General features: G+C 62.9%; 34 protein-coding genes and 1 pseudogene. 32 read left to right on the top strand and 3 right to left on the bottom strand.

Annotated elements, in window-relative coordinates; all coding sequences use genetic code 11:
• Positions 1-56: 56 nt before the first annotated feature.
• Positions 57-406 (bottom strand): annotated as a pseudogene (locus tag IVA80_RS38680) (FAD-dependent monooxygenase); the annotation flags it as partial.
• 658 nt (positions 407-1,064) lie between these two features.
• Here IVA80_RS38680 and rpsL point away from each other — a divergent pair.
• From rpsL to IVA80_RS25380, 32 genes are all read left to right on the top strand, one after another.
• Positions 1,065-1,436 carry a 30S ribosomal protein S12 gene (rpsL, locus tag IVA80_RS25535; RefSeq protein ID WP_007603006.1) on the top strand — a complete coding sequence of 124 codons (372 nt, stop codon included), beginning with the start codon at positions 1,065-1,067 and terminating at the stop codon, positions 1,434-1,436.
• A gap of 15 nt (positions 1,437-1,451) precedes the next feature.
• Positions 1,452-1,922 carry a 30S ribosomal protein S7 gene (gene rpsG / locus IVA80_RS25530; RefSeq protein ID WP_247436939.1) on the top strand — a complete coding sequence of 157 codons (471 nt, stop codon included), beginning with the start codon at positions 1,452-1,454 and terminating at the stop codon, positions 1,920-1,922.
• 30 nt (positions 1,923-1,952) lie between these two features.
• Positions 1,953-4,025, top strand: coding sequence for an elongation factor G (gene fusA, locus IVA80_RS25525; RefSeq protein WP_247436937.1), 2,073 nt, complete (start codon positions 1,953-1,955; stop codon positions 4,023-4,025).
• Between the two features lie 40 nt (positions 4,026-4,065).
• Entirely contained in the window at positions 4,066-5,256 is a 1,191-nt protein-coding gene (gene tuf, locus IVA80_RS25520; RefSeq protein WP_148770523.1) for an elongation factor Tu, read from the top strand.
• A gap of 82 nt (positions 5,257-5,338) precedes the next feature.
• Entirely contained in the window at positions 5,339-5,647 is a 309-nt protein-coding gene (rpsJ, locus tag IVA80_RS25515; protein WP_002712302.1) for a 30S ribosomal protein S10, read from the top strand.
• A gap of 53 nt (positions 5,648-5,700) precedes the next feature.
• Positions 5,701-6,414, top strand: coding sequence for a 50S ribosomal protein L3 (gene rplC, locus IVA80_RS25510; RefSeq protein WP_247436935.1), 714 nt, complete (start codon positions 5,701-5,703; stop codon positions 6,412-6,414).
• 1 nt (position 6,415) lies between these two features.
• Positions 6,416-7,036: a 50S ribosomal protein L4 gene (gene rplD / locus IVA80_RS25505; RefSeq protein WP_011088150.1), complete on the top strand. Its 621-nt coding sequence runs from the start codon at positions 6,416-6,418 to the stop codon at positions 7,034-7,036.
• Positions 7,033-7,335, top strand: coding sequence for a 50S ribosomal protein L23 (locus IVA80_RS25500; RefSeq protein ID WP_247436933.1), 303 nt, complete (start codon positions 7,033-7,035; stop codon positions 7,333-7,335). The genes rplD and IVA80_RS25500 overlap by 4 nt, the downstream gene beginning before the upstream one ends.
• Positions 7,336-7,347: 12 nt before the next feature.
• A complete protein-coding gene (gene rplB / locus IVA80_RS25495) occupies positions 7,348-8,181 on the top strand; it encodes a 50S ribosomal protein L2 (RefSeq protein ID WP_247436931.1) in 834 nt (277 codons plus the stop codon).
• A gap of 12 nt (positions 8,182-8,193) precedes the next feature.
• Positions 8,194-8,472 (top strand): 30S ribosomal protein S19, encoded by a 279-nt coding sequence (rpsS, locus tag IVA80_RS25490; protein ID WP_008136357.1) that lies wholly within the window; start codon positions 8,194-8,196, stop codon positions 8,470-8,472.
• 10 nt (positions 8,473-8,482) lie between these two features.
• A complete protein-coding gene (gene rplV, locus IVA80_RS25485) occupies positions 8,483-8,869 on the top strand; it encodes a 50S ribosomal protein L22 (protein ID WP_092034894.1) in 387 nt (128 codons plus the stop codon).
• Positions 8,870-8,887: 18 nt separating this feature from the next.
• Positions 8,888-9,610: a 30S ribosomal protein S3 gene (gene rpsC, locus IVA80_RS25480; protein ID WP_028177968.1), complete on the top strand. Its 723-nt coding sequence runs from the start codon at positions 8,888-8,890 to the stop codon at positions 9,608-9,610.
• 31 nt (positions 9,611-9,641) lie between these two features.
• Positions 9,642-10,055: a 50S ribosomal protein L16 gene (gene rplP / locus IVA80_RS25475; RefSeq protein ID WP_063982581.1), complete on the top strand. Its 414-nt coding sequence runs from the start codon at positions 9,642-9,644 to the stop codon at positions 10,053-10,055.
• 5 nt (positions 10,056-10,060) lie between these two features.
• The gene (gene rpmC, locus IVA80_RS25470; RefSeq protein ID WP_011088144.1) at positions 10,061-10,267 is read left to right on the top strand and encodes a 50S ribosomal protein L29; all 207 of its coding nucleotides are present in this window, start codon (positions 10,061-10,063) and stop codon (positions 10,265-10,267) included.
• 13 nt (positions 10,268-10,280) lie between these two features.
• Positions 10,281-10,529 carry a 30S ribosomal protein S17 gene (gene rpsQ, locus IVA80_RS25465; RefSeq protein WP_247436929.1) on the top strand — a complete coding sequence of 83 codons (249 nt, stop codon included), beginning with the start codon at positions 10,281-10,283 and terminating at the stop codon, positions 10,527-10,529.
• A gap of 83 nt (positions 10,530-10,612) precedes the next feature.
• Positions 10,613-10,981 carry a 50S ribosomal protein L14 gene (gene rplN / locus IVA80_RS25460; protein WP_007603030.1) on the top strand — a complete coding sequence of 123 codons (369 nt, stop codon included), beginning with the start codon at positions 10,613-10,615 and terminating at the stop codon, positions 10,979-10,981.
• A complete protein-coding gene (rplX, locus tag IVA80_RS25455; RefSeq protein WP_247436927.1) occupies positions 10,981-11,295 on the top strand; it encodes a 50S ribosomal protein L24 in 315 nt (104 codons plus the stop codon). Before rplN ends, rplX begins: the two co-directional genes overlap by 1 nt.
• Complete coding sequence (gene rplE, locus IVA80_RS25450) at positions 11,288-11,845, top strand: 50S ribosomal protein L5 (protein WP_247436924.1); 558 nt, start codon at positions 11,288-11,290, stop codon at positions 11,843-11,845. Before rplX ends, rplE begins: the two co-directional genes overlap by 8 nt.
• Positions 11,846-11,891: 46 nt before the next feature.
• A complete protein-coding gene (gene rpsN, locus IVA80_RS25445) occupies positions 11,892-12,197 on the top strand; it encodes a 30S ribosomal protein S14 (protein ID WP_247436922.1) in 306 nt (101 codons plus the stop codon).
• A gap of 14 nt (positions 12,198-12,211) precedes the next feature.
• Positions 12,212-12,610, top strand: a complete 399-nt coding sequence (rpsH, locus tag IVA80_RS25440) for a 30S ribosomal protein S8 (protein ID WP_045008205.1) — start codon at positions 12,212-12,214, stop codon at positions 12,608-12,610.
• A 16-nt stretch (positions 12,611-12,626) separates the two neighbouring features.
• Positions 12,627-13,160, top strand: a complete 534-nt coding sequence (gene rplF / locus IVA80_RS25435; protein ID WP_247436920.1) for a 50S ribosomal protein L6 — start codon at positions 12,627-12,629, stop codon at positions 13,158-13,160.
• 11 nt (positions 13,161-13,171) lie between these two features.
• Positions 13,172-13,534: a 50S ribosomal protein L18 gene (rplR, locus tag IVA80_RS25430; RefSeq protein WP_247436917.1), complete on the top strand. Its 363-nt coding sequence runs from the start codon at positions 13,172-13,174 to the stop codon at positions 13,532-13,534.
• A 47-nt stretch (positions 13,535-13,581) separates the two neighbouring features.
• Positions 13,582-14,169 carry a 30S ribosomal protein S5 gene (gene rpsE, locus IVA80_RS25425; protein WP_211399433.1) on the top strand — a complete coding sequence of 196 codons (588 nt, stop codon included), beginning with the start codon at positions 13,582-13,584 and terminating at the stop codon, positions 14,167-14,169.
• 25 nt (positions 14,170-14,194) lie between these two features.
• Positions 14,195-14,389, top strand: a complete 195-nt coding sequence (gene rpmD / locus IVA80_RS25420) for a 50S ribosomal protein L30 (protein ID WP_247436915.1) — start codon at positions 14,195-14,197, stop codon at positions 14,387-14,389.
• Between the two features lie 75 nt (positions 14,390-14,464).
• On the top strand, positions 14,465-14,950 hold the full coding sequence (gene rplO / locus IVA80_RS25415) for a 50S ribosomal protein L15 (RefSeq protein WP_247436913.1): 486 nt from the start codon (positions 14,465-14,467) through the stop codon (positions 14,948-14,950).
• A gap of 149 nt (positions 14,951-15,099) precedes the next feature.
• Complete coding sequence (secY, locus tag IVA80_RS25410; RefSeq protein WP_247436910.1) at positions 15,100-16,431, top strand: preprotein translocase subunit SecY; 1,332 nt, start codon at positions 15,100-15,102, stop codon at positions 16,429-16,431.
• A 290-nt stretch (positions 16,432-16,721) separates the two neighbouring features.
• The gene (locus IVA80_RS25405; RefSeq protein ID WP_247436908.1) at positions 16,722-17,558 is read left to right on the top strand and encodes an adenylate kinase; all 837 of its coding nucleotides are present in this window, start codon (positions 16,722-16,724) and stop codon (positions 17,556-17,558) included.
• Positions 17,559-17,745: 187 nt separating this feature from the next.
• Entirely contained in the window at positions 17,746-18,114 is a 369-nt protein-coding gene (gene rpsM, locus IVA80_RS25400; RefSeq protein ID WP_014494511.1) for a 30S ribosomal protein S13, read from the top strand.
• Between the two features lie 122 nt (positions 18,115-18,236).
• Entirely contained in the window at positions 18,237-18,626 is a 390-nt protein-coding gene (rpsK, locus tag IVA80_RS25395; RefSeq protein ID WP_007603045.1) for a 30S ribosomal protein S11, read from the top strand.
• Between the two features lie 112 nt (positions 18,627-18,738).
• Positions 18,739-19,770, top strand: a complete 1,032-nt coding sequence (locus tag IVA80_RS25390) for a DNA-directed RNA polymerase subunit alpha (RefSeq protein WP_247436904.1) — start codon at positions 18,739-18,741, stop codon at positions 19,768-19,770.
• A gap of 121 nt (positions 19,771-19,891) precedes the next feature.
• Positions 19,892-20,308 carry a 50S ribosomal protein L17 gene (rplQ, locus tag IVA80_RS25385; protein ID WP_247436901.1) on the top strand — a complete coding sequence of 139 codons (417 nt, stop codon included), beginning with the start codon at positions 19,892-19,894 and terminating at the stop codon, positions 20,306-20,308.
• 237 nt (positions 20,309-20,545) lie between these two features.
• Entirely contained in the window at positions 20,546-21,334 is a 789-nt protein-coding gene (locus IVA80_RS25380; RefSeq protein ID WP_247436899.1) for an SDR family oxidoreductase, read from the top strand.
• 146 nt (positions 21,335-21,480) lie between these two features.
• Here IVA80_RS25380 and IVA80_RS25375 read toward each other — a convergent pair whose 3' ends face one another.
• Positions 21,481-22,494, bottom strand: a complete 1,014-nt coding sequence (locus tag IVA80_RS25375; RefSeq protein WP_247436896.1) for a zinc-binding alcohol dehydrogenase family protein — start codon at positions 22,492-22,494, stop codon at positions 21,481-21,483.
• 208 nt (positions 22,495-22,702) lie between these two features.
• Positions 22,703-24,298 (bottom strand): OprO/OprP family phosphate-selective porin, encoded by a 1,596-nt coding sequence (locus tag IVA80_RS25370; RefSeq protein ID WP_247437087.1) that lies wholly within the window; start codon positions 24,296-24,298, stop codon positions 22,703-22,705.
• Between the last annotated feature and the right edge of the window lie 284 nt (positions 24,299-24,582).

Here is a 24,582-nt window from a genome sequence, read left to right as displayed (position 1 = left end):
TGAAGACCTTGTCGCAGCCGGTGTCGGCGGGCGGGGCAGGACGTCGACAAGGCCGAGATGCGCGCGACGCCAGCAGGGATTTCGACGCGGACGGCGTCGACGAGGGAATCGCAGAGGATGTTGAACTGCCGGCTCGGCGCCTCGTCGAGCAAACGGCCGAATCGCGCGATCCAGTTTTCGCCGGCAAAGGTCGCGCGGCGGAGCACCGATTCTCCGATTCCGGTCTTCAGGAATCGCTCGATCTGGAAGTGACCACTGAGTTTTTCGACTCGAAAGTCCGCCGAATAGCTCTCATGCGGATCAATCAACACGGCCGAAATGCCGGAACGGCCGAGCATTGCGGCGGCGGCCGAGCCGGACAATCCCCACCGATAGTGGCACTGTCGGTGTACCGGACGGTGCAAATCTCTGCCGAAGAGGGCAGATTGATGCATCAACAGAGAAAAAGCCCTAGTAAGGGTTATAAAAGTACAATTCGCCCGGATATAAATAATTTTTCGGGCTGGCGGACTGGAGTCTGTGTTCCCATATCGGAGAGGCGCGTGAGCGCGGCAAACAGCGATTTGACAGCCTCCTCAAGCGCTTTGTGACTGTCGTTTCGCCTTGACTTGATCGACTCTCACTTATAGAACCCCCCTCACTTAACGACAGGCGGTGAGCATCGCCAACGTCGGAACGGGCCACCCGTTTGATCCTCCTGGGATCGCTAAACGGGCACCAACCTCGACGAATGCCGCTCAAACGCTGTCGATTATAGCTAGGCAATGCCAGGACGATTCTAGTTCTCTTGAGCTTGTTCTCTTGAGATCGAATTCGGATGCATGACCTCGGTGCGCGGGCTACGGCGTTTTCGCTATGTGGTCCAAAGACTGCGGTCCTCTGTGGCGTCGAAGCGCTTTCCGCTCAGTGACGAGCGGTTGGCGCGATTTCGCTTTGTGCGGATTGTTTCCGTGCAGGCGGCCCCTCGGGCGGGTAGTCCGAAGAGAGTTTGCGGACCCGGTGACGGGCTGCGGCAAGACAGCGGGCCCGAAAGGGATCGCAGCAGAAAAAGGGTGAAGGCCAGGATGCCGACGATCAACCAGCTGATCGCACAACCGCGGGAAGTGCAGAAGTCGCGCAAGAAGGTGCCGGCGCTGCAGCAGTCGCCGCAGAAGCGTGGCGTTTGCACGCGCGTCTACACCACGACGCCGAAGAAGCCGAACTCGGCGCTTCGTAAGGTCGCCAAGGTGCGCCTGACCAACGGCTTCGAAGTGATCGGCTACATTCCGGGTGAGGGCCATAACCTTCAGGAGCACTCGGTGGTCATGATCCGCGGCGGCCGCGTCAAGGACTTGCCCGGCGTGCGCTACCACATCCTCCGCGGCGTTCTGGATACCCAGGGCGTCAAGAACCGTAAGCAGCGCCGTTCGAAGTACGGCGCGAAGCGTCCGAAGTAAGCGGGAACCAGGTCCATGTCTCGTCGCCACTCAGCGGAAAAGCGCGAAGTTCTGCCGGATCCGAAGTTCGGGAACATCGTGATCACGAAGTTCATGAACTCGGTGATGTATGCCGGCAAGAAGTCGGTCGCCGAAGGCATCGTCTACGGTGCGCTCGGCCTCATCGAAAGCAAGACTAAGCAGAATCCGCTCGGCGTATTCGAGCAGGCGCTCGAGAATGTCATGCCGACGATCGAAGTGCGCTCCCGCCGCGTTGGCGGCGCGACCTACCAGGTTCCGGTCGAGGTTCGCTCGGTGCGGCGTCAGGCGCTGGGCATTCGCTGGCTGATTTCGGCCGCGCGCGAGCGCAACGAGAAGACGATGACAGAGCGGCTCTCGGCGGAGCTCCTGGATGCATCGAACAGCCGGGGTAACGCCGTCAAGAAGCGTGAAGATGTGCATCGTATGGCGGAAGCCAACCGCGCCTTCTCGCACTATCGCTGGTAACGGCGACACACGGAATCTAAGGAACACTCCATGCCCCGCGTTCATGCCATAGAGAATTACCGCAACTTCGGTATCATGGCGCATATCGATGCCGGCAAGACCACGACCACCGAGCGCATCCTCTATTACACCGGCAAGAGCCACAAGATCGGCGAAGTGCACGAAGGTGCCGCGACGATGGACTGGATGGAGCAGGAGCAGGAGCGCGGCATTACGATTACGTCGGCTGCGACCACCGCGTTCTGGGAAGGCAAGCGTCTCAACATCATCGACACTCCCGGCCACGTCGACTTCACCATCGAAGTCGAGCGCAGCTTGCGCGTGCTCGACGGCGCCGTGTGCGTGCTCGACTCCAACCAGGGCGTCGAGCCCCAGACCGAGACGGTCTGGCGCCAGGGCGACAAGTACAAGGTTCCGCGCATCGTCTTCGCCAACAAGATGGATAAGACCGGCGCCGACTTCTACAAATGCATGCAGGACATTATCGATCGCCTCGGCGCAAAGCCGATCGCGATCCAGCTTCCGATCGGCTCCGAGAACAATTTCAAGGGGCTGGTCGATCTCGTTCGCATGAAGGGTGTGGTCTGGGAAGAAGAGAAGCTCGACGCCAAGTTCGTGGACATCGATATTCCCGAGGACATGGTCGAGAAGGCCAAGGAATATCGCGAGAAGCTGTTGGAAGCCGCCGTCGAACTCGACGACGAAGTTCTCGCCGCTTACCTCGACGGCAAGGAGCCCGATGAGGGGACGTTGAAGCGCCTGATCCGCAAGGCCGTGCTGACTGGCGCGTTCTTCCCGGTATTGTGCGGCTCGGCGTTCAAGAACAAGGGCGTGCAGCCTTTGCTCGACGCGGTCGTGGATTATCTGCCGTCGCCTGTAGACGTGCCCGCAATCAAGGGTGTCGATGAAGACGGCAACGAGATCGTTCGCCTGCCGGACGACAAGGAGCCGCTGGCTCTCTTGGCGTTCAAGATCATGGACGACCCGTTCGTCGGCACCATCACCTTCTGCCGTATCTATTCGGGCACGCTGCTGTCGGGTACCGGCGTCATCAATTCGACGCGCGACCGCAAGGAGCGCATCGGCCGCATGTTGCTGATGCATGCGAACAACCGCGAAGACATCAAGGAAGCCTATGCCGGTGACATCGTTGCGCTGGCTGGCCTGAAGGAAGCGCGCACCGGCGACACGCTGTGCGATCCTGACAAGGCGGTGATCCTCGAAAAGATGGAATTCCCCGAGCCGGTCATCGAGATCGCGATCGAACCCAAGTCCAAGGCCGACCAGGAAAAGCTTGGCGTGGCGCTGGCGAAGCTTGCCGCGGAGGATCCGTCCTTCCGCGTGTCGACCGACCAGGAGTCCGGCCAGACCATCCTCAAGGGCATGGGCGAACTCCATCTCGACATCAAGGTCGACATCCTCAGGCGCACCTACAAGGTCGACGCCAACATCGGTGCGCCGCAGGTTGCGTTCCGTGAGCGCGTCACCAAGAAGGCCGAGGTCAAGTACACCCACAAGAAGCAGACCGGCGGTACCGGTCAGTTCGCGGAAGTGTCGATCGTGGTCGAGCCGAACGAGCCCGGCAAGGGCTACGAGTTCGAGTCCAAGATCGTCGGCGGTGCGGTTCCGAAGGAATACATCCCCGGCGTCGAAAAGGGCCTCAACAGCGTGATGGGCTCTGGTGTCGTCGCGGGCTTTCCCGTGGTCGACGTCAAAGTTCAGCTCGTCGACGGCAAGTACCACGACGTCGACTCGTCGGCACTCGCCTTCGAAATCGCATCGCGCGCGGCATTCCGCGAAGCGCTGCAGAAGGGCAAGTCCGTCCTGCTCGAGCCGATCATGAAGGTCGAAGTGGTGACCCCGGAAGACTACACCGGCTCGGTCATCGGCGACCTGAATTCCCGGCGCGGTCAGATCCAGGGGCAGGACATGCGCGGCAACGCCAACGTCATCAACGCGATGGTGCCGCTCATGAACATGTTCGGTTACGTGAACAACCTGCGCTCGATGAGCCAGGGTCGCGCGACCTTCACCATGCAGTTCGACCACTACGCAGAAGCGCCGGCAAACGTGTCGGCAGAAGTCCAAAAGAAGTTTGCCTGATTGTCGTCGGTCTCGAACTGACGATTGAACGGAGAGTCAAATGGCCAAAGCAAAGTTTGAACGTAACAAACCGCACTGCAACATCGGCACCATCGGTCACGTCGACCATGGCAAGACGTCGTTGACGGCTGCGATCACCAAGATCCTCGCTGAGACCGGCGGTGCGACGTTCACGGCGTACGACCAGATCGACAAGGCGCCGGAAGAGAAGGCGCGCGGCATTACGATCTCGACCGCCCACGTCGAGTACGAAACCAAGAACCGCCACTACGCCCACGTCGACTGCCCCGGCCACGCCGACTACGTCAAGAACATGATCACCGGCGCCGCCCAGATGGACGGTGCGATCCTGGTCGTGTCGGCTGCTGACGGCCCGATGCCACAGACCCGCGAGCACATCCTGCTCGCCCGCCAGGTCGGTGTGCCCGCGCTCGTCGTGTTCCTCAACAAGTGCGACATGGTCGACGATCCGGAACTGCTCGAGCTCGTCGAGCTCGAAGTTCGCGAACTGCTCTCGAAGTACGACTTCCCGGGCGACAAGATCCCGATCATCAAGGGCTCGGCGCTCGCCGCTCTCGAAGATTCCGACAAGAAGCTCGGTCACGACGCCATCCTCGAGCTGATGAAGAACGTCGACGAGTACATCCCGCAGCCGGAGCGTCCGATCGACCAGCCGTTCCTGATGCCGGTTGAAGACGTGTTCTCGATCTCGGGCCGCGGCACCGTCGTGACCGGCCGTGTCGAGCGCGGCATCGTCAAGGTCGGCGAGGAAATCGAGATCGTCGGTCTGCGTGCGACCCAGAAGACCACCGTCACCGGCGTCGAAATGTTCCGCAAGCTGCTCGATCAGGGCCAGGCCGGCGACAACATCGGTGCGCTGCTCCGCGGTACCAAGCGCGAGGACGTCGAGCGCGGCCAGGTGCTGTGCAAGCCGGGTTCGGTCAAGCCGCACACCAAGTTCAAGGCTGAGGCTTACATCCTCACCAAGGAAGAGGGCGGTCGCCACACTCCGTTCTTCACCAACTACCGTCCGCAGTTCTACTTCCGCACCACCGACGTGACCGGTGTCGTGCATCTGCCGGAAGGCACCGAAATGGTGATGCCGGGCGACAACATCGCGATGGAAGTGCACCTGATCGTGCCGATCGCGATGGAAGAGAAGCTCCGCTTCGCGATCCGCGAAGGCGGCCGTACCGTCGGCGCCGGCGTCGTCGCCTCGATCATCGAGTAATTACGAGAATAGGGATCGGCGAGTAGCGAATGGAGACATTCGCTATTCGCTATTCGCCACCCAACGAAGAGAGACCACGGCAATGAACGGCCAAAATATTCGTATCCGTCTCAAGGCGTTCGACCATCGTATCCTCGATACGTCGACACGCGAGATCGTGAACACGGCGAAGCGCACCGGCGCGCAGGTTCGCGGACCCATTCCGCTGCCCACCCGCATCGAGAAGTTCACCGTCAACCGTTCGCCCCACGTCGACAAGAAGAGCCGCGAGCAGTTCGAGATGCGCACCCACAAGCGCCTGCTCGATATCGTCGATCCGACCCCGCAGACCGTCGATGCTTTGATGAAGCTCGACCTGGCCGCCGGTGTCGACGTCGAGATCAAGCTCTAAGATTTTTGGATCAGGTTCGCGACTAGCGGACAGAAAGAACAGGAAGCACGCCGATGCGCTCCGGAGTGATCGCACAAAAGGTCGGGATGACGCGGGTCTTCACGGAGGCCGGCGAACATATCCCCGTGACCGTGCTGAAACTCGGCAATTGCCAGGTCTTAGGCCACCGTACCGAAGAGAAGAATGGTTACGTCGCGCTCCAGCTTGGTTCTGGCAGCCGCAAGACCGTGTACATGCCCAAGGCTGAGCGCGGCCAGTTCGCGGTCGCCAAGGTCGAGCCGAAACGGCAGGTCGAGGAATTCCGCGTGTCCGCGGATGCCATGATCCCGGTGGGCGCCGAGATCCTGGCCGACCACTTCGTCGTCGGCCAGTTCGTCGACGTCACCGGCACCTCGGTCGGCAAGGGTTTCGCCGGCGGCATGAAGCGCTGGAACTTCGGTGGTCTGCGCGCTACGCACGGTGTGTCGGTCTCGCACCGTTCGATCGGTTCGACCGGTGGCCGTCAGGACCCCGGCAAGACCTGGAAGAACAAGAAGATGCCCGGCCACATGGGTGTCGACCGCATCACCACGCTCAACCTTCGCGTCGTCCAGACCGATGTCGAGCGCGGTCTGATCCTCGTCGAAGGCGCCGTTCCCGGCTCCAAGGGCGGCTGGATCCGCGTGCGCGACGCCGTCAAGAAGCCGCTGCCGAGGGAAGCTCCGAAGCCCGGCAAGTTCAAGGTTGCTGGCGAAGCGGAAGCCGCTCCGGCAGTGCAGGAGGCGTGAGATGGAATTGAAGGTCACGACCCTCGAAGGTAAGGAAGCTGGCTCGGTCCAGCTTTCCGACGCCATTTTCGGCCTCGAGCCGCGCCAGGACATCATTGCGCGTTGCGTGCAATGGCAGCTCAACAAGCGTCAGGCCGGCACCCACAAGGCCAAGGGCCGCGCCGAGATCTGGCGCACCGGCAAGAAGATGTACAAGCAGAAGGGCACCGGCGGCGCTCGTCACGGCTCGGCCCGCGTGCCGCAGTTCCGCGGCGGTGGTCGTGCCTTTGGTCCGGTGGTGCGTTCGCACGCCACCGACCTGCCGAAGAAGGTCCGCGCGCTTGCTCTCAAGCATGCGCTGTCGGCGAAGGCCAAGGACGGCGATCTGCTGGTAATCGACAAGGCCGCGCTGGAAGCCGCCAAGACCAAGGCGCTGCTCGGCCACTTCTCGGGCCTCGGCTTGACCAACGCGCTGATCATCGACGGCGCCGAGCTCAACAACGGCTTTGCCGCTGCGGCCCGCAACATCCCGAACATGGACGTGCTGCCGATCCAGGGCATCAACGTCTACGACATCCTGCGCCGCCAGAAGCTCGTTCTGACCAAGGCCGCCATCGATGCGCTGGAGGCGCGCTTCAAATGACGAAGAACATCGAGCCTCGCCACTACGACGTGATCGTCGCGCCGGTCGTCACCGAAAAGGCGACGCTGGCGTCCGAGCACAACAAGGTCCTGTTCAAGGTTGCCGCCAAGGCAACCAAGCCGCAGATCAAGGAAGCGATCGAGAAGCTGTTCGACGTCAAGGTCAAGAGCGTCAACACGCTGGTCCGCAAGGGCAAGACCAAGATATTCCGCGGCAACCTCGGCTCGCAGTCGAACACCAAGCGCGCGATCGTGACCCTCGAAGAGGGCCACCGGATCGACGTCACCACCGGTCTGTAAGGTCGTACGACGATGGCACTGAAGAAATTCAATCCCACGACGCCGGGCCAGCGCCAGCTGGTCATGGTCGATCGTTCGGCCCTCTACAAGGGCAAGCCGGTCAAGGCGCTTACCGAAGGCAAGCACTCCTCGGGCGGTCGCAACAACACCGGTCGCATCACCGTGCGCTTCCGCGGCGGCGGTCACAAGAGGACCCTGCGCACCGTTGATTTCAAGCGCGACAAGGTCGATGCGCCCGCGACGGTCGAGCGGCTGGAATATGATCCGAACCGCACCGCGTTCATCGCGCTCGTCAAATACGAGGACGGCACCCAGGCCTATATCCTGGCGCCGCAGCGCCTGGCCGTCGGCGATTCCGTCGTGGCCGGCAACTACGTCGACGTGAAGCCGGGCAATGTCATGCCACTCGGCAACATGCCGGTCGGCACGATCATCCACAACATCGAGACCAAGATCGGGAAGGGCGGCCAGCTCGCCCGTTCCGCGGGCACCTACGCCCAGCTCGTCGGCCGTGACCAGGACTACGTGATCATCCGCCTGAATTCGGGCGAGCAGCGCCTGGTGCACGGCCGTTGCCGTGGCACGATCGGCGCGGTGTCGAACCCGGATCATATGAACACCTCGATCGGCAAAGCCGGCCGCAACCGTTGGTTGGGCCGCAAGCCGCACAACCGCGGCGTTTCGATGAACCCGATCGACCATCCGCACGGCGGTGGTGAAGGTCGTACCTCGGGCGGTCGCCACCCGGTCACTCCGTGGGGCAAGCCGACCAAGGGCAAAAAGACCCGCAGCAACAAGTCGACCAACAAATTCATTCTCCTAAGCCGCCACAAGCGGAAGAAGTAAGGAACGCCGGACATGGTTCGTTCAGTCTGGAAAGGCCCGTTCGTCGAGGGTTCTCTGCTCAAGAAGGCAGATGCCGCCCGCGCGTCCGGCCGTCACGACGTCATCAAGATCTGGAGCCGTCGCTCGACGATCCTGCCGCAGTTCGTGGGCCTGACCTTCGGCGTCTATAACGGTCAGAAGCACGTGCCGGTGGCCGTCAACGAGGAAATGGTTGGTCACAAGTTCGGCGAGTTCTCGCCGACCCGGACCTTCCATGGCCACTCCGGCGACAAGAAAGCCAAGAAGGCTTGAGGATTAAACGATGAGCAAACCTAAGCGCGAACGGAGCCTCGCCGAGAACGAGGCCAAGGCGGTCGCCCGGATGCTGCGGGTGAGCCCGCAGAAGCTCAACCTGGTCGCCCAGCTCATTCGCGGCCGGAAGGCGGCTTCTGCGCTTGCCGATCTGCAGTTCTCGCGCAAGCGGATCGCGGTCGACGTGAAGAAGTGCCTCGAATCGGCTATCGCCAATGCCGAGAACAATCATGACCTCGACGTCGACGATCTCGTCGTGGCGCAGGCCTTCGTCGGCAACGGCCTGGTGATGAAGCGCTTTGCCGCCCGCGGCCGCGGCCGCTCGGGCCGTGTCTACAAACCATTTTCGCAGCTGACGATTATCGTTCGTCAGGTCGAAGCCGAAGCAGCGGCTTAAGGGACGCAGGAGAACACGATGGGTCAAAAGATCAATCCGATCGGTCTGCGTCTCGGCATCAACCGGACCTGGGATTCCCGCTGGTTCGCCGGCAAGCAGGAATACGGCAAGCTGCTGCACGAGGACGTCAAGATCCGCGAGATCCTGCACAAGGAGCTCAAGCAGGCGGCCGTCGCCCGCATCGTGATCGAGCGTCCGCACAAGAAGTGCCGCGTCACCATCCACTCGGCCCGTCCGGGCGTGGTGATCGGCAAGAAGGGCGCCGACATCGACAAGCTGCGCAAGAAGGTCGCGGACATCACCTCGTCCGACGTCGTCATCAACATCGTCGAGATCCGCAAGCCGGAGCTCGATGCGACGCTGGTGGCCGAGTCGATCGCGCAGCAGCTGGAGCGCCGCGTGGCGTTCCGCCGCGCCATGAAGCGCGCGGTGCAGTCGGCGATGCGTCTCGGCGCGGAAGGCATCCGCATCAACTGCTCGGGACGTCTGGGCGGTGCCGAAATCGCGCGCATGGAGTGGTACCGCGAAGGTCGCGTGCCGCTGCACACGCTGCGCGCCGACATCGACTACGGCGTTGCGACCGCGTTCACGACCTTCGGCACTTGCGGCGTCAAGGTCTGGATCTTCAAGGGCGAGATCCTCGAGCACGATCCGATGGCCCAGGACAAGAGAATGGCCGAAGGCGAGACTGGTGGTAGTGGTGATCGTGGCCGTCAGCGCCGCGACACGGCTGCAGCCTAAAGCCAGCACAGGAATTTGAGGGCTTAAAGCCATGATGCAACCTAAGAAAACGAAGTTCCGGAAGGCGCACAAGGGCCGCATCCACGGCGTTGCGTCTTCGGGCGCGACGTTGGCGTTCGGCCAGTTCGGCCTGAAAGCGACCGAACCTGAGCGCGTCACCGCGCGCCAGATCGAAGCCGCTCGCCGCGCGCTGACCCGCCACATGAAGCGCGCCGGCCGCGTCTGGATCCGGGTGTTCCCCGACGTTCCGGTGTCGAAGAAGCCGGCCGAAGTCCGCATGGGCTCCGGCAAGGGCGCGCCGGAATTGTGGGTCGCGCGCGTCAAGCCGGGCCGGGTGCTGTTCGAGATCGACGGCGTCAACACCCAGACGGCGCGTGAAGCGCTGACCCTGGCGGCGGCCAAGCTGCCGATCAAGACGCGCTTCGTCGAGCGTATTGCGGAGTAATGGCCATGGCACAGATGAAGATCGAAGACATCCGCGCGATGAGCCCCGACCAGCAGGATGACGCCATCCTGAACCTGAAGAAGGAGCGCTTCAACTTGCGCTTCCAGCGCGCCACCGGGCAGCTCGAGAACACCTCGCGCCTGCGCGAGGCTCGTCGTGACATCGCCCGGATCAAGACCGTCGCCGCGCAGACGCGCGCGAAGAAGAAGTAAGAGGCTTACGAAGATGCCGAAACGTACTTTGCAGGGCGTGGTCGTCAGCGACAAGCAGGCCAAGACCATCGTGGTGCGCGTCGATCGCCGCTTCACGCACCCGATCTACAAGAAGACGATCCGCCGTTCGAAGAACTATCACGCGCACGACGAGAGCAACGAGTTCAAGCCGGGCGACATGGTGTGGATCGAGGAATCGAAGCCGATTTCGAAGTTGAAGCACTGGGTCGTGATCCGGGGCGAACACAAGAAAAGCGCCTGATCTGTTGGCTTTAGCCGACTGACTTCAGGAAAATGTTGAGCGCCGGCTGGGCTGGCGCAAAGAGAAGAGGACGAGGTGCATCAATGATTCAGATGCAGACCAACCTCGACGTGGCCGATAATTCTGGCGCACGCCGTGTCATGTGTATCAAGGTGCTCGGGGGTTCCAAGCGCCGCTACGCCACGATTGGCGACATCATCGTCGTCTCGATCAAGGAAGCGATTCCGCGTGGCAAGGTGAAGAAGGGCGACGTGATGAAGGCCGTCGTGGTGCGCGTTCGCAAGGACATCCGCCGCGCCGACGGCTCGGTCATCCGCTTCGACCGCAACGCCGCCGTTCTGATCAACAATCAGTCCGAGCCGGTCGGCACCCGTATCTTCGGGCCCGTGCCGCGCGAGCTGCGCGCCAAGAACCACATGAAGATCATCTCGCTCGCGCCGGAGGTGCTGTGATGGCTGCGAAGATCCGCAAGGGCGACAAGGTCGTCGTGCTGACCGGTCGCGACAAGGGCCGCACCGGCGAAGTGTTCGAAGTGCGCCCCGACGCCGGCACGGCGCTCGTGCGCGGCATCAACATGGTCAAGCGTCACCAGAAGCAGACGCAGGCCCAGGAGGGCGGCATCATCTCCAAGGAGTCGCCGATCCAATTGTCCAACATCGCGTATGCCGGCAAGGATGGAAAGCCGACCCGCGTCGGATTCAAGATTCTGGCGGACGGCAAGAAGGTCCGCATCGCCAAGCGCTCGGGAGCTGAGATCGATGGCTGAGGCCGCTTACACGCCGCGCCTGCGCGCGGAATACGACGCGAAGATCCGCACGGAGATGACCGAGAAATTCGGTTATGAGAACGTGATGCAGGTTCCGCGCCTGGACAAGGTCGTGCTGAACATGGGCGTCGGCGATTCCGTCAACGACCGCAAGAAGGCCGAGACCGCCGCTGCCGAGCTGACCCTGATCTCCGGCCAGAAGGCGATCGTGACCTATTCGCGTGTCGCGATCGCGACCTTCAAGCTGCGTGAGAACCAGCCGATCGGCTGCAAGGTCACGCTGCGCAAGGCGCGCATGTACGAGTTCATCGATCGCCTGGTGACGGTCGCGCTGCCGCGCGTCCGCGACTTCCGCGGCCTGAATCCGAAGAGCTTCGACGGCCGCGGCAACTACTCGCTCGGCATCAAGGAACACATCATTTTCCCCGAGATCGACTTCGACAAGGTTACGGAAGCCCGCGGTATGGACATCACCGTCTGTACCACGGCCAAGACCGACGACGAGGCGAGGGCCTTGTTGACCGCTTTCAATTTCCCGTTCCGGCAGTGAGACGCTGACCTAAAGCCTCTCAAACGCGGATACCCAGGAGCCAAGCATGGCAAAGAAGAGTTCAGTCGAGAAGAACAACCGGCGCAAGCGGATGACGAAGAACGCCGCCCCGAAGCGCGCGCGGTTGAAGGCGATCATCGCCGACAAGACGCTGCCGATGGAGGAGCGGTTCGCCGCGACCCTGAAGCTGGCGGAAATGCCGCGCAATTCGTCGGCGACCCGCATCCGTCTGCGCTGCGAGCTGTCGGGCCGTCCGCGCTCGAACTATCGCAAGAACAAACTGTCCCGTATCGCGCTGCGCGATCTTGGCTCCAGGGGCATGGTCCCGGGCCTCGTGAAGTCCAGCTGGTAAGGAGGGTCGTTTAGATGTCTACGCACGATCCAATCAGCGATTTGATCACCCGTATCCGCAACGCGCAGATGCGCGCCAAGAACAAGGTCTCCACGCCTGGCTCGAAGATGCGCGAGAACGTCCTCGAGGTGCTGAAGAGCGAGGGCTACATCCGCGGTTACGCCACGCTCGAGCACTCCTCGGGCCGCAGCGAGATCGAGATCGAGCTGAAGTATTTCGACGGCGAGCCCGTCATCCGCGAGATCGAGCGGGTCTCCAAGCCCGGGCGCAGAGTTTACGCCTCGGTGAAGAACCTGCCGCGGGTCAATAACGGGCTTGGCATTTCGGTGTTGTCGACGCCGAAGGGAATCATGGCCGACCACAGTGCGCGTGAAGCGAATGTGGGCGGTGAAGTTCTCTTCACCGTGTTCTGAGAAGGATTTTTGATCCATGTCACGTGTTGGCAAAAGGCCGGTTGCGGTGCCGTCGGGTGTGACCGCGACCGTCGACGGGCAGACCGTCAAGATGAAGGGGCCGAAAGGACAGCTTCAGTTCGTCGTCCATGGCGACGTCGAGGTGAAGCTCGAGAACGGCCAAGTCAAGGTGAACCCTCGGGTCGAGACCAACCGCGCGCGGGCGCTGTACGGCACCGCTCGCGCCCAGGTCGCGAATCTGGTCGAAGGCGTCACCAAGGGCTTCGAGAAGAAGCTTGAAATCACCGGCGTCGGTTACCGCGCCGCGATGCAGGGCAAGAACCTGCAGCTCGCACTCGGCTACAGCCACGACGTGGTCTACGCGATCCCGGAAGGGATCACGATCACCGTGCCGAAGCCGACCGAGATCACGGTGACCGGCAGCGACATCCAACGCGTCGGCCAGGTCGCCGCCGAGATTCGCTCCTATCGTCCGCCGGAGCCCTACAAGGGCAAGGGCGTGAAGTATGTTGGCGAATTCATCTTCCGCAAGGAAGGCAAGAAGAAGTAACGGAGCCGGTCATGTCGAAAGCCAAGGTTACGAATGCCCGGCGCAAGCGGAGTGTGCGGTTGAAGCTGCGCCGCTCCGGTGGCGGCCGTCCGCGTCTGTCGGTGTTCCGCTCGTCCAAGCACATCTACGCCCAGGTCATTGACGACCTGAAGGGCGAGACGCTGGCCTCTGCCTCTTCGCTCGAGAAGTCGATGCGCGACGGCAGCAAGACCGGCGCCGACATCGATGCGGCGAGGGCGGTCGGCAAGCTGCTGGCCGAGCGCGCTGCCGAGAAGGGCGTCAAGGAAGTCGTGTTCGATCGCGGCAGCTATCTCTATCACGGGCGCGTCAAGGCTCTTGCCGACGCGGCGCGTGAGAGCGGGCTGAGCTTCTAACAGAATTTGAGGATTGAGGCGTAAGCCTCTGAAGGACTGGAAAAACCATGGCAGAACGCGAACAACGTGGTGGACGCGATCAACGCGGCGGCGGACGTGAACGCAGGGAGGAGCGCGACAGCGAGTTCGTCGACAAGCTCGTCCACATCAATCGCGTGGCCAAGGTCGTCAAGGGCGGCAAGCGCTTCGGTTTCGCAGCGCTGGTCGTGATCGGCGATCAGAAGGGCCGCGCCGGCTTCGGTCACGGCAAGGCGCGCGAAGTGCCTGAGGCGATCCGCAAGGCAACCGAGTCCGCCAAGCGCAATTTGACCCGCGTCTCGCTGCGCGAGGGCCGCACGCTCCATCACGACATCGCCGGCCGCCATGGCGCGGGCCGTGTCTACCTGCGTGCAGCCCCGGCCGGTACCGGCATCATCGCCGGCGGCCCGATGCGCGCCGTGTTCGAGACGCTCGGCGTCCAGGACGTGGTGGCGAAATCGATCGGCTCGTCGAACCCGTACAACATGGTTCGCGCGACGTTCGATGCGCTGAAGCATCAGGATTCGCCGCGCTCGGTCGCAGCCCGCCGCAACATCAAGGTGTCCACCCTCCAGTCCCGCCGTATCGGCGGTGACGCCGAGGCGGCTGCCGAGTAACGGACGCTTTTCGGAGTAGATTTTCATGGCCAATGCCGCAAAAACGATCAAGCTCGAGCAGACCGGCAGCGCGATCCGCCGCCATCACTCGCAGCGTTCGACGCTGATCGGGCTCAAGCTCAACAAGATCGGCCGCACCAGCGAACTGCCGGACACCCCGGCGGTCCGCGGCATGATCGAGAAGGTTCATCATCTCGTCCGCATCGTCGACGAGAAGTAAGAAACGGCGCACGATCCCGAAAAGTGATCACCGGTTTTCGGTGAAGATCGTGCGCAAGATACAAGGAGATGGGCGATGAAGCTCAGCGATATCGCCGACAACGCCGGCTCGCGCAAGAAGCGCATGCGCGTCGGCCGCGGCATCGGTTCGGGTAAAGGCAAGCAGTCCGGCCGCGGCGGCAAGGGCCAGACCGCGCGTTCGGGCGTGCGCATCAAGGGTTTCGAAGGCGGCCAGATGCCGATGCATCGCCGTCTCCCGAAGCGCGGCTTCACCAACATCTTCCGCGTCGAGTTCGCCGAGATCAATCTCGACCGGCTCCAGGAAGCGGTCGATGCCAAGAAGATCGACGCCGGCAGCGTCGTGAACGTCGAGGCCCTGGTGAAGGGCGGCGTGCTGCGCCGCGCCAAGGGCGGCCTGCGGCTGCTCGGCCGCGGCGAGCTCAAGTCCAAGCTCAACATCGAAGTGCACGGCGCCACCAAGACCGCGATTGAAGCGGTCGAGAAAGCCGGCGGCTCGGTGAAGATCCTCGCCCCTGCCAAGGAAGAAGGCGAGGCGGCGTAACAACTGCGTCATTGGCCCGCGGCTCGCGGGCCTTTACGCATGCGGGACGTTGGACTTATCGAAGCCGAGCCCCAGATAATGTCCGGCGTCCGCTAAAGTAGCCCGGCCGCGGGCATAACGGCGCAAAAGGCGGCGGGAGAAAGTCCAAGATGGCCTCTGCAGCGGAACAACTGGCAGCCAATCTCAACTTCGGTGCGTTTGCCAAGGCTGACGAACTGAAGAAGCGCATCTGGTTCACCCTGGGTGCGCTACTGGTTTATCGGCTCGGGACCTACATCCCGCTGCCCGGCATCGATCCCAACATCTGGGAGCAGGTGTTCCGCTCCCAGGCGGGCGGCATCCTCGGCATGTTCAACATGTTCGCCGGCGGCGGCATCCACCGCATGGCGATTTTCGCGCTGAACATCATGCCGTACATCTCGGCTTCGATCATCATTCAGCTCCTCACCACCGTTTCGCCGCAGCTCGAAGCGCTGAAGAAGGAAGGTGAGTCCGGCCGCAAGCTGCTGAACCAGTACACCCGCTATCTCACCGTGATCCTGGCCGCGTTCCAGTCCTACGGCATCGCAGTGGGTCTCGAAGGCGCCGGCAACGTCGTCAGTGACCCCGGCATGTTCTTCCGCCTGTCGACGGCGATCACGCTCACCGGCGGCACCATGTTTCTGATGTGGCTGGGTGAGCAGATCACCTCGCGCGGCATCGGCAACGGCATCTCACTGATCATCCTCGCCGGCATCGTCGCCGAGCTGCCATCGGCGCTCGCCAACATGCTCGAGCTCGGCCGTCAGGGCGCGATGTCGACCGGCCTGATTCTGGTCGTCATCATCATGGCGGTCGCCGTGATCGCCTTCATCGTGTTCGTGGAGCGCGCGCAGCGCCGGCTGCTGATCCAGTATCCGAAGCGCCAGGTCGGCAACAAGATGTTCGAGGGCCAGTCCTCGCATCTGCCGCTCAAGCTCAACACCTCGGGCGTGATCCCGCCGATCTTCGCATCCTCGCTGCTGCTGCTGCCGACCACGGTTGCCAACTTCAACGCGGGCAGCGGGCCGGAATGGTTCCAGTGGATCACCACCCAGCTCGGCCACGGCCGTCCGCTGTTCCTGATCATGTATCTCGCGCTGATCGTGTTCTTCGCCTTCTTCTACACCGCGATCGTGTTCAACCCGACCGAAACCGCCGACAATCTGAAGAAGCATGGCGGCTTCATTCCGGGCATCCGTCCGGGCGAGCGCACGGCGGAATATATCGACTACGTGCTGTCACGTATCACCGTGCTCGGCGCAGTTTATCTGGCGATCGTCTGCTTGATCCCGGAAATCCTGATCTCCTACGCCTCGGTGCCGTTCTATTTCGGCGGCACCTCGCTGCTGATCGTCGTCAGCGTCACCATGGACACGGTGGCGCAGGTGCAGGGCTATCTATTGGCGCATCAGTATGAAGGCCTAATCCGGAAGTCGAAGCTGCGCGGCCGCCGCCGCTAAGCGCGGGCTCCCTTCGCCGGGCGCGACCCCACCGCCGATTCGCCGCGCGCAAAGGCGCGCGGCTTTCGCGAGGCGCAGTACCGACCGTTTGGTTGTATCGGCAGAACTGCTCGCACTGCGACGCAATCCCTGATTTCAAAGGCCTTCTTGGCGTCCGGGCATTTGCTCCCCTATGATATGGGTAGCGGTGCGGCGCCGATTATGATTTGCACTGTTCTTGGACTTCAAATCTTGGACTTCAAAACACAGGTGCGCGACGTATCGCTCACCAATCCGGGGGGCGTACGCCGATGAGAATTATACTTCTGGGACCGCCGGGGTCGGGCAAGGGGACCCAGGCGCAGCTGCTGGTGCAGCGCTATGGCATCGTCCAGCTTTCGACCGGTGAAATGCTGCGCGCGGCTGTTGCGGCGGGAACGCCGGTCGGGCTGAAGGCCAAGGAGATCATGGCCAGCGGCGGTCTCGTGCCCGACGAGGTCGTGGTGGGAATCATCTCCGACCGCATCGACCAGCCGGACGCCAAGAACGGTTTCATTCTCGACGGCTTCCCGCGCACCGTGCCGCAGGCCGAGGCGTTGGACGATCTGCTCAAGCACAAGCACCTCAAGCTCGACGGCGTGATCGAGCTCCGCGTCAACGAGAGCGCGCTGCTGAACCGCGTCGAAACCCGCGTCGCCCAGATGCGGGAGCGCGGTGAAGAGGTCCGTGTCGATGACACCCCGGAGGTCCTGACCAAGCGACTCGCCAGCTACCGCAGCCAGACAGAACCGCTGGTTCACTACTATTCCGAGCGGCGGAAGCTCTCCACCATCGACGGCATGATGGCCATCAACGAGGTCACCCGCGCTATCCACCGCCAGCTCCTGGCGCTCGGGGCAGTCGAGCCCAAGACGCATGGCAAGACTTCGGCCAAGAGCGCGGCCAAGGCGGCATCGGTCAAAACCGGGGCAAAGAAGGCCAAAACAGCCAAAAAGCCGATGAAAACGATCAAAAAGGCAGCCAAAACCACAAAAAAGGCGGCCAAGAAGGCAACCAAGAAGACCGTGAAGAAGGCAGCCAAGAAGACTGTAAAAAAGAGTGCCAAAAAGGCTGCAAAAAAGCTCACGAAAAAGCGAGCCAAGCGCTAGTGGCGGTTGACGAAAGCCCCCTGAATCCCCTAATAAGCCCCGCATCCAAGTCGGATAGTTTCAGACGATGCCGGGCCCCAGGAAGACCGGGGGTGGGCGTCGTGTTCGCGTTTGTGAACACCTGCCCGAGAACACAAGCACTTAAAGCCTGATTCCTGACGAGGGATCGGCAACAGGAGAGAAGGCCGTGGCCCGTATTGCCGGCGTGAACATTCCCACCAACAAGCGCGTGCTGATCGCGCTCCAGTACATCCATGGCATCGGTCAGAAGATCGCCGGTGAGATCCTGGAAAAGGTCAAGATCCCCGAGGATCGCCGCGTCAATCAGCTCAGCGATGCCGAGGTGCTCCAGATCCGCGAAGTGATCGACCGCGACTATCTCGTCGAGGGCGACCTGCGTCGCGAGGTCGGCATCAACATCAAGCGTCTGATGGACCTCGGCTGCTATCGCGGCCTGCGTCATCGTCGCGGTCTGCCGGTGCGCGGCCAGCGTACCCACACCAATGCGCGCACGCGCAAGGGCCCGGCCAAGGCCATCGCCGGCAAGAAGAAGTAAGTTTTCGAATCCAATCGCGGCGTGTGGCGAAAGGGGATGACCCGTTCGCCACGCGCCTTTCGTTCCACAGGTGTAGCCGCTGGCATTACGGCGGTGTTTGAGATCTCCAGGAAAGGTAGTCTATGGGCAAGGAAGCCACCCGCGTTCGTCGTCGTGAGCGCAAGAACATCGCCTCCGGCGTCGCGCACGTGAACTCGTCGTTCAACAACACGACCATCACCATCACCGACGCGCAGGGCAACACGATTGCCTGGTCCTCCGCCGGCACGATGGGCTTCAAGGGCTCGCGCAAGTCGACCCCGTATGCCGCGCAGGTTGCCGCCGAAGACGTGTCCAAGAAGGCGCAGGAGCACGGCATGCGCACGCTGGAGGTCGAAGTCGCCGGTCCCGGTTCGGGCCGTGAGTCGGCGCTCCGCGCGCTCCAGGCCGCGGGCTTCACCGTCACCTCGATTCGCGACGTGACCACGATTCCGCACAACGGTTGCCGTCCCCGCAAGCGTCGGCGCGTTTGATACGAGGTCGCGGACGCATGGTCGTCCGCGATGACTTTTTTAAGAAGCCGCAGGTGCGACCTGTGGCCTTTCTCCAACGCCAGTATCTGCAACGGCAGTTTGACTGGCCTGTATGGGTGAAACAGTGACGATCCAGAAAAATTGGCAAGAACTGATTCGACCGAACAAGCTCCAGGTACAGCCCGGCAGCGATTCGAACCGTTTCGCGACCCTCGTCGCCGAGCCGCTCGAGCGCGGCTTCGGCCAGACGCTCGGCAACGCGCTGCGCCGTATCCTGCTCTCCTCGCTCCAGGGCTCGGCGGTGCAATCGGTGCACATCGACGGCGTGCTGCACGAGTTCTCCTCGATCGCGGGCGTCCGTGAGGACGTCACCGACATCGTGCTCAACATCAAGGACATCGCGATCAAGATGCAGGGCGAAGGCCCCAAGCGCATGGTCGTGAAGAAGTCCGGCCCGGGCGTCGTCACCGCCGGCGACATCCAGACCGTGGGCGACGTCGTCGTGCTCAACCCCGACCTGCAGATCTGCACGCTCGACGAGGGCGCCGAGATCCGCATGGAGTTCACGGTCGCCACCGGCAAGGGCTACGTACCCGCCGAGCGCAACCGTCCCGAGGACGCGCCGATCGGCCTGATCCCGGTCGACAGCCTGTACTCGCCGGTCCGCAAGGTCTCCTACAAGGTCGAGAACACCCGCGAGGGCCAGATCCTCGACTACGACAAGCTGACCATGACGATCGAGACCAACGGCGCGCTGACGCCGGATGACTCCGTGGCTTACGCCGCGCGCATCCTGCAGGATCAGCTCAACGTGTTCGTCAACTTCGAAGAGCCGCGCAAGGAAGTCGCCCAGGAGATCATCCCGGACCTCGCCTTCAACCCGGCCTTCCTCAAGAAGGTGGACGAGCTCGAGCTGTCGGTGCGTTCGGCCAACTGCTTGAAGAACGACAACATCGTCTACATCGGCGACCTCGTGCAGAAGAGCGAAGCGGAAATGCTCCGCACTCCGAACTTCGGCCGCAAGTCGCTGAACGAGATCAAGGAAGTGCTGGCCCAGATGGGTCTGCACCTCGGCATGGAAGTGCCGGGCTGGCCGCCGGAGAACATCGACGAGCTCGCCAAGCGCTTCGAGGATCACTACTGATCCGAGCTACGACAGGCTAAGGCGCGAGTTCATCGCGCTTTGGCGGGCGAACGCAGGCAGCCCACCTGAGCAACATGTCCGGCGAACCGTCGCGGCAGTTTTCGAACTAAGGAATAGTCACATGCGTCACGGCAAGGTTCATCGGAAGCTCAATCGGACGGCCGAGCATCGCCGCGCGATGTTCGCCAACATGGCGGCCGCGCTGATCAAGCACGAGCAGATCGTCACCACGCTGCCGAAGGCAAAGGAACTGCGTCCGATCGTCGAGAAGCTCGTCACCCTCGGCAAGAAGGGCGGGCTGGCCCTGCGCCGTCAGGCGATCTCCGAGATGCGCGACAAGGATCAGGTCAGGAAGCTGTTCGACGTATTGGCGACCCGCTACAAGGACCGCCAGGGCGGCTATACCCGCATCATCAAGGCCGGCTTCCGCTACGGCGACAACGCCGCGATGGCCGTGATCGAGTTCGTCGATCGCGACGTCGATGCCAAGGGCCAGGACTCCGGTCCGGTACAGGAAAAGGAAGCCGAGGCGGCGTAAGCCGACCGGTATGGATATTTCGAGAAAGCGGCGCCTTCGGGCGCCGCTTTTTTTCGTGGGGTGGGCAAAGGCGGTGCTTCGCGCGCCTTGCCATTCGGTCCGCAGGTCGCGTCGAAGTGGTGGGCACGCTGCGCTTTGCCCAGCTACAGGCCGCGGGTTCGTCACGCATCGGTGAGCGCCGATTGCGGCGTACGCGGCAGCGCCCGATATCTCCACCAGCATCAATGGAGATATTGCATGAACATCGACCTTTCCGGAAAGACCGCACTCGTGACCGGTTCGACCGCCGGCATCGGCCACGCCATTGCCAAGGGCCTTGCCGGCTCGGGCGCGAGCGTGGTGATCAACGGTCGCAACCAGGACAAGGTCGATGCGGCCGTGCGCAAGCTGGAAGCTGTGGGCGGGAAGGTCCGCGGCATCGCCGCCGATGTCTCGACCGCTGCGGGCTGCAAGGCGCTGGCCGCGGCGCTGCCAGACGTCGACATCCTCATCAACAATGCCGGCATCTTCGAGCCGAAAGACTTTTTCGACATTCCGGACGAGGACTGGAGCCGCTTCTTCGAGGTCAACGTGATGAGCGGCGTGCGTCTCGCGCGCGCGTATATGAAGGGCATGCTCAAGCGCAATTGGGGCCGCGTCGTCTTCATCTCCTCGGAGTCCGGGCTCAACATTCCGGTCGAGATGATCCACTACGGCATGAGCAAGACGGCCCAGCTCTCGGTCGCGCGGGGCCTCGCGCAGCTCACCCGCGGTACCGCCGTCACCGTCAATTCCGTGCTGCCGGGTCCGACAATGTCGGAGGGCGTCGAGACGTTTGTGAAGGATCTCGCCAGGCAGAACGGCCAGTCAATCGATGAGGCCGCGGCCAATTTCGTCAAACGGCATCGCCCAAGCTCGCTGCTCCAGCGCTTCGCCAGCGTCGACGAGATCGCCAACATGGTGGTCTACGTTGCGTCAAAGGAGGCGTCCGCGACCAACGGCGCGGCGCTGCGGGCCGAGGGCGGCATCGTCAATACCATTGCATGAGGCTGCGAAGGCGTGGCACCGGAATCGTGGTGCTGTAGGTGGGCAAAGTGAAGCGTGCCCACCGTTCTTGCCGCGTTCGTTGAGGGATGGTGGGCACGGCGCAAGTGCGCCTTTGCCCACCCTAAGCAGCTACGCACAGTTCGTAGCTACCACCCCTCCAGCACGATCTTCCCGCGCGACTTGCCGCTCTCGAGCAGCGCGTGCGCGCGCTTGAGGTTGGCGGCGTTGATCGTACCAAAGGTCTGGTCGAGCGTGGTGCGCAGCACGCCCTTGTCGATGAGGTCGGCGACATCGTCCAGCAAATGATGCTGCGCGATCATGTCAGGCGTCTGGAACGAGGAGCGCGTGAACATCGATTCCCAGTGCACCGAGATCGCCTTGCCCTTGAATGCGCTCATGGTGAACTCCGAGGGATCGTCGATCAGGCCGAACTTGCCCTGCGGTGCCATGAACTCGGCGATCGCCTTGTAGTGCTGGTCCGTGAAGGTGAGGCTCGCCACCAGCGCAACCGGCGGCAGCTTGAGCTTTTCGATCTGCTCCTTCATCGGCTTGCCGTGGTCGATCACGGCATGCGCGCCGAGATCGAGACACCACTTTTGCGACTCCGGCCGCGTCGCGGTCGCGAGCACCGTGAGGCCCGTGAGGCGGCGCGCAAGCTGGATCAGGATCGAGCCGACGCCGCCGGCGCCGCCGGTGATCAGGAGCGTGCGCGGATCGATGCTCTTGCCGGGCGCCGCGCCGAGCCGGTCGAACAGCAATTCCCAGGCGGTGATCGAGGTGAGGGGAAGGGCCGCGGCCTGCGCAAACGACAGGCTCTTCGGTTTGTTGCCGACGATGCGCTCGTCGACCAGATGGAATTCGGAGTTGGTGCCCTGGCGCAGGATCGAGCCGGCGTAAAACACCGCGTCGCCTGGCTTGAACAGCGTGACGTCGGGACCCACGGCATCGACGATTCCGGCAGCGTCATAGCCCAGAATCTTCGTCTCGCCCTCGGGCGGGGCGGCACGCTTGCGCACCTTGTAGTCGACCGGATTGGCCGAGATCGCCTTCACGGCGACCCGGATATCGCGGCCCTTGGGCTCTGGCTTTGCGGTCTCGAAATCGATCAGCGCGTCCTGATCCTCGATCGGAAGCGATTTTTTGTAGCCGACGGCCTTCATGGCTTGTCTCCATCAGATGGCGTGCTCGCCTGCCGCTGTAACTGTCCCGCTGGCTCCGATTTTGCAAGTACTGTAGATGCGGCGTCCCTGTTTGGATACTGCCGCGGCTGTCCTGTACGCCGGCGCCCGAGGTGGAGCCGATCAAGAAGCCGAAGCGCGCGGCGTGAATATCCGGGAGCGGACCACGCCGCTCCCGGAACCAATCGCATCAGAACGCAAACTGCGTGCGCATCGCGACCGCGTCGAACTTCGAGCCGACATCGGCGGTCGAGACCGGCGAGGCCTGCTTCGAGACGGTGCCATGCAGGTAGTCCAGCATGAAGCGGACGTTGCCGTTGACGTACCAGTTCAGCGCGAGCGTGTAGACGGTCTGCCGGCCCCCCGCGATGCCGGTTGCGGTCCCGAGTTGATCGTTGAGGTCGATCGTGGAGAAGCGCCCCGCGATCTCCCAGGCGCCCCAGCCACCGCCGTCGAGCGAGAACGGGTGCGCCGGCTTGACGCCGTTATAGGCCGCGTTGGCCGCATTGTAGGTCCGGTTCTCGCCCGTCAGCACGTAACCGGCCTGCGCATACCCGCCCTGGAATTTGAGGCTCGGTGCGCCGACCAGCGGCACGCCGGTATTCGCAGTGCGATCGACGTTGTACCAGAAATACTCGCCCTGGAGGATCAGCGGCCCATAGGTCGCGGCAGCTTCGACGCTGTAGACCTGTGCGCCTGAGGCGTTGGCGATCGCGGTGGTCGAGATCAGGGCCGTCGGGTCGATGCGCAGTTCGGGGCGATCGCTGAGCGCGACCGTCTGCGTGTTCGCGATCAGATTGCGTGGCGGCTGGATCAGCCATTCCGCGTCGGCGCCGATATGCACCGAGTAGTCGTTGCCGCTGATGGGATTGCCCGCAACGCGCGCCACAGCGCCGTATTGTTCGCTCGTGCCGGCCGGCGCCGCGCTCGAGGCGGAATGGATCGCGCCCGTCGATGGTCCCGTGACATAGCCGCCGATCCAGAGCTGATCGTTGTACCAGCGCGCGCCGGCGGCGGAGCGGAAGTCGCCGGCGGCGATGCCGGTAGCGATCACGCCCGCCGAAGCGCGCTCCATGAACATGGTGTCGTTGGAGCTCGTGGCCTCGTCCAGGGTGTAAGGCAGGTCCATGATGCCGGCCTCGATCGCCATCTTGCCGCCGAACGGTTTCAGGCCGGTATAGCTGAGATAGGCGTTCTCGACGCCGGAGACGCCGCCGCCCGGCAGCGAACCCGGGGCTGCGCCGCCAAATCCGTCGGAGGAGCCGCCGAAGTCGTAGACCAGCGCAAAATTCCAGTCGTTGAAGAATTTGCCGGCGACGCCGATGCGTGCGCGCCGGACGTTCTCGCCGCTGTCGAGCTTCTGCGGCACGGTGGCCGCGGTGTTGGGGCGATAATCGTAGCCGCCGACGTCCCAATGCACGCGGCCAGTAATGGCGACGCAGTTCGCGCCGTCGGCGGTGCAGATGGTCGGCCGGTTGTTCGGCATCGTCACGATAACGCCGGATGCCGGCGCCGTGCCCTTGACGGGAAACCCCGCGTTCGCATTGGCCACGACCGCCTTCGCCTCCGAGCGCGCTTCGGCCTTCGCTTCCGCCTTGGCTTCGGCCTTGGCCTTCGCGGTGGCTGCCGTGTTTGCGGCGGTCTGGCTCTGGAGCTTGTCGAGCTTCTGCTCCAGCATCTTCAATTGCTGTTTCAGAAGTGCGATCTCCTGATCGCTGCTGCTTGCCGATTGGGCCTGGGCCTGCGAGGCCGCCAGCGCGCCGACAAGGCCAATCGCCGTGGCCATGGATATCGTGTTGCTCACGTCATCACTCCATTGGTTGGACCAACTTCCTCAAGTCGCAAACGGAGAGCCTAAGAACGATCGGTGACTGCCCCGCGACGGCGCGCTCCGGTTGCGTGGTTCCCACTGATGCATCGCTGCAACCGAATTCACCGGGGGCCAGAATGCAATTTGATGCGCGTCATGCCAATCCACGAAGCCAGGCAAATTGCGATTCCGCACGCAGGGCTTGCATGCCGGGGCAGGGCGAGAGGGGCTGAATATTGCCGTCCGGCGCCCTTCTATTG

The sequence above is a fragment of the Bradyrhizobium sp. 139 genome (assembly GCF_023074175.1).
Taxonomy (GTDB): domain Bacteria; phylum Pseudomonadota; class Alphaproteobacteria; order Rhizobiales; family Xanthobacteraceae; genus Bradyrhizobium.
Note: the sequence above shows the minus strand (reverse complement) of the source record. Positions and strands in the feature narration are given on the sequence as shown.

Bases quoted from the DNA above. Each gene is read 5' to 3' on its own strand.
- rpsL (WP_007603006.1), top strand. From the start codon at position 1,065: ATGCCGACGATCAACCAGCTGATCGCACAACCGCGGGAAGTGCAGAAG.
- rpsG (WP_247436939.1), top strand. From the start codon at position 1,452: ATGTCTCGTCGCCACTCAGCGGAAAAGCGCGAAGTTCTGCCGGATCCG.
- fusA (WP_247436937.1), top strand. From the start codon at position 1,953: ATGCCCCGCGTTCATGCCATAGAGAATTACCGCAACTTCGGTATCATG.
- tuf (WP_148770523.1), top strand. From the start codon at position 4,066: ATGGCCAAAGCAAAGTTTGAACGTAACAAACCGCACTGCAACATCGGC.
- rpsJ (WP_002712302.1), top strand. From the start codon at position 5,339: ATGAACGGCCAAAATATTCGTATCCGTCTCAAGGCGTTCGACCATCGT.
- rplC (WP_247436935.1), top strand. From the start codon at position 5,701: ATGCGCTCCGGAGTGATCGCACAAAAGGTCGGGATGACGCGGGTCTTC.
- rplD (WP_011088150.1), top strand. From the start codon at position 6,416: ATGGAATTGAAGGTCACGACCCTCGAAGGTAAGGAAGCTGGCTCGGTC.
- IVA80_RS25500 (WP_247436933.1), top strand. From the start codon at position 7,033: ATGACGAAGAACATCGAGCCTCGCCACTACGACGTGATCGTCGCGCCG.
- rplB (WP_247436931.1), top strand. From the start codon at position 7,348: ATGGCACTGAAGAAATTCAATCCCACGACGCCGGGCCAGCGCCAGCTG.
- rpsS (WP_008136357.1), top strand. From the start codon at position 8,194: ATGGTTCGTTCAGTCTGGAAAGGCCCGTTCGTCGAGGGTTCTCTGCTC.
- rplV (WP_092034894.1), top strand. From the start codon at position 8,483: ATGAGCAAACCTAAGCGCGAACGGAGCCTCGCCGAGAACGAGGCCAAG.
- rpsC (WP_028177968.1), top strand. From the start codon at position 8,888: ATGGGTCAAAAGATCAATCCGATCGGTCTGCGTCTCGGCATCAACCGG.
- rplP (WP_063982581.1), top strand. From the start codon at position 9,642: ATGATGCAACCTAAGAAAACGAAGTTCCGGAAGGCGCACAAGGGCCGC.
- rpmC (WP_011088144.1), top strand. From the start codon at position 10,061: ATGGCACAGATGAAGATCGAAGACATCCGCGCGATGAGCCCCGACCAG.
- rpsQ (WP_247436929.1), top strand. From the start codon at position 10,281: ATGCCGAAACGTACTTTGCAGGGCGTGGTCGTCAGCGACAAGCAGGCC.
- rplN (WP_007603030.1), top strand. From the start codon at position 10,613: ATGATTCAGATGCAGACCAACCTCGACGTGGCCGATAATTCTGGCGCA.
- rplX (WP_247436927.1), top strand. From the start codon at position 10,981: ATGGCTGCGAAGATCCGCAAGGGCGACAAGGTCGTCGTGCTGACCGGT.
- rplE (WP_247436924.1), top strand. From the start codon at position 11,288: ATGGCTGAGGCCGCTTACACGCCGCGCCTGCGCGCGGAATACGACGCG.
- rpsN (WP_247436922.1), top strand. From the start codon at position 11,892: ATGGCAAAGAAGAGTTCAGTCGAGAAGAACAACCGGCGCAAGCGGATG.
- rpsH (WP_045008205.1), top strand. From the start codon at position 12,212: ATGTCTACGCACGATCCAATCAGCGATTTGATCACCCGTATCCGCAAC.
- rplF (WP_247436920.1), top strand. From the start codon at position 12,627: ATGTCACGTGTTGGCAAAAGGCCGGTTGCGGTGCCGTCGGGTGTGACC.
- rplR (WP_247436917.1), top strand. From the start codon at position 13,172: ATGTCGAAAGCCAAGGTTACGAATGCCCGGCGCAAGCGGAGTGTGCGG.
- rpsE (WP_211399433.1), top strand. From the start codon at position 13,582: ATGGCAGAACGCGAACAACGTGGTGGACGCGATCAACGCGGCGGCGGA.
- rpmD (WP_247436915.1), top strand. From the start codon at position 14,195: ATGGCCAATGCCGCAAAAACGATCAAGCTCGAGCAGACCGGCAGCGCG.
- rplO (WP_247436913.1), top strand. From the start codon at position 14,465: ATGAAGCTCAGCGATATCGCCGACAACGCCGGCTCGCGCAAGAAGCGC.
- secY (WP_247436910.1), top strand. From the start codon at position 15,100: ATGGCCTCTGCAGCGGAACAACTGGCAGCCAATCTCAACTTCGGTGCG.
- IVA80_RS25405 (WP_247436908.1), top strand. From the start codon at position 16,722: ATGAGAATTATACTTCTGGGACCGCCGGGGTCGGGCAAGGGGACCCAG.
- rpsK (WP_007603045.1), top strand. From the start codon at position 18,237: ATGGGCAAGGAAGCCACCCGCGTTCGTCGTCGTGAGCGCAAGAACATC.
- IVA80_RS25390 (WP_247436904.1), top strand. From the start codon at position 18,739: ATGGGTGAAACAGTGACGATCCAGAAAAATTGGCAAGAACTGATTCGA.
- rplQ (WP_247436901.1), top strand. From the start codon at position 19,892: ATGCGTCACGGCAAGGTTCATCGGAAGCTCAATCGGACGGCCGAGCAT.
- IVA80_RS25380 (WP_247436899.1), top strand. From the start codon at position 20,546: ATGAACATCGACCTTTCCGGAAAGACCGCACTCGTGACCGGTTCGACC.
- IVA80_RS25375 (WP_247436896.1), bottom strand. From the start codon at position 22,494: ATGAAGGCCGTCGGCTACAAAAAATCGCTTCCGATCGAGGATCAGGAC.
- IVA80_RS25370 (WP_247437087.1), bottom strand. From the start codon at position 24,298: ATGGCCACGGCGATTGGCCTTGTCGGCGCGCTGGCGGCCTCGCAGGCC.